Genomic DNA, 1,707 nt, shown 5'->3' with positions numbered 1-1,707 from the left:
CCGCGCCAGCTCGACGATCTCGTCGCCGCGCCCGCTGAGGATCGCGCGCAGCATGAACAGGCTGAAGCCCTTCGCATGCGCGAACTCCATCTTCGGCGGCATCGCCAGTTCGTACTTCGACGTCACGACGTCGACGACCGCCGGCCCGTCGTGCGCGAATGCGGTGCGCAGCGCGTGCTCGACGTTCTCCGAATGCTCGACGCGCACGCTGAAGATCCCCGCGCCCTTCGCGATCGCCGCGAAGTCGGTCGGGCTCAGGTCGACGTTCGTGTCGAGATAGCCGGCCGCCTTCAGCTCCATCGACACGAAGCCGAGCAGGCTGTTGTTGTAGACGACGATCTTGATCGGCAGGTCGAGCTGGCGCGCGGTCAGAAGATCGCCGAGCAGCATCGACAGCCCGCCGTCGCCCGACAGCGACACGACCTGCCGCCCAGGGTGCGCGCCCTGCGCGCCGAGCGCCTGCGGCATCGCGTTCGCCATCGAGCCGTGATTGAACGAACCGTGCAGCTGGCGCTTGCCGTTCATCGTCAGGTAGCGCGCGGCCCACAGCGTCGGCGTGCCGACGTCGGCCGTGAAGATCGCGTCGTCGGCCGCGACTTCGTCGACGATCTTCGTCAGGTATTGCGGATGGATCGCGCGGCCCGGCGGCTCGGCCACCGCGAGATCGTCGAGGCCCTTGCGCGCGGCCGCGTAGTGCTTCAGCGCGTTCTCGAGGAAGCGCCGCTGCGTCTTGCGCGTGAGGCGCGGCAGCAGCGCGGCGATCGTTTCCTTCACGGTGCCGACGAGGCCGAGCGCGAGCGGCGCGCGATGGCCGAGCTGCGAGCCCTTCCAGTCGATCTGCGCGACCTTCGCATTCGTCGGATAGAACGGCCGGTACGGGAAGTCCGTGCCGAGCATCAGCAGCGTGTCGCACGATTCCATCGCGTGATAGCCGGAGCTGAAGCCGATCAGCCCCGTCATCCCGACGTCGAACGGGTTGTCCCATTCGACGAACGGCTTGCCGCGCAGCGCATGCACGACCGGCGCGCCGAGCGTGTCGGCCAGCGCGACCACTTCGTCGTGCGCGCCCTGCGTGCCGCTGCCGCACAGCAGCGTGACCGCGTCCGATCCATTGAGCAGCGCCGCGAGCCGATCGAGATCGGCGTCCGCCGGCAGGATCGACGGTGGCGCCGAGTCGCTCCACGCGGGCGCTTCCTCCGGGCCGTCGCCGAGCGCGATGTCGCCCGGCAGCACGATCACCGCGACGCCGCGTTCCTCGATCGCGGTGCGCATCGCGCGCGCGAGCACGCGCGGGAACTGCGACGCGTTCGTCACGAGTTCCGCGAAATGGCTGCATTCGCGGAACAGGTCCTGCGGATGGGTTTCCTGGAAGTAGCCGAGGCCGATCTCGGTCGACGGAATGTGCGCGGCGATCGCGAGCACCGGCTGGTGATTGCGGTGGCAGTCGTACAGCCCGTTGATCAGGTGCAGGTTGCCGGGGCCGCAGCTGCCCGCGCACACCGCGAGCCGTCCGGTCGACGCCGCATCCGCGCCCGCGGCGAACGCCGCGCTTTCCTCGTGCCGCGTATGCATCCAGCGGATCGAGCCGATCTGGCCCAGGCTGAACGACAGGCCGTTCAGGCTGTCTCCCGTCACGCCCCAGATGCGCTCGACGCCCGCTGCCGCCAGCGTCTTCGCCAGGTATTCCGCCATCGTCTGTCTAGCCAT

At 69.2% G+C, this 1,707-nt stretch carries 1 protein-coding gene; it reads right to left on the bottom strand.

Annotated elements, in window-relative coordinates; genetic code table 11:
* Window positions 1-1,707: ubiquinone-dependent pyruvate dehydrogenase (gene poxB / locus DID99_RS36535; RefSeq protein ID WP_124668718.1), on the bottom strand; the 1,707-nt coding region annotated here is incomplete at both ends.

This window comes from Burkholderia sp. Bp8986, from assembly GCF_003854225.1.
Classification (GTDB): Bacteria; Pseudomonadota; Gammaproteobacteria; order Burkholderiales; family Burkholderiaceae; genus Burkholderia.
This window is presented reverse-complemented; position numbering and strand designations above follow the sequence as displayed.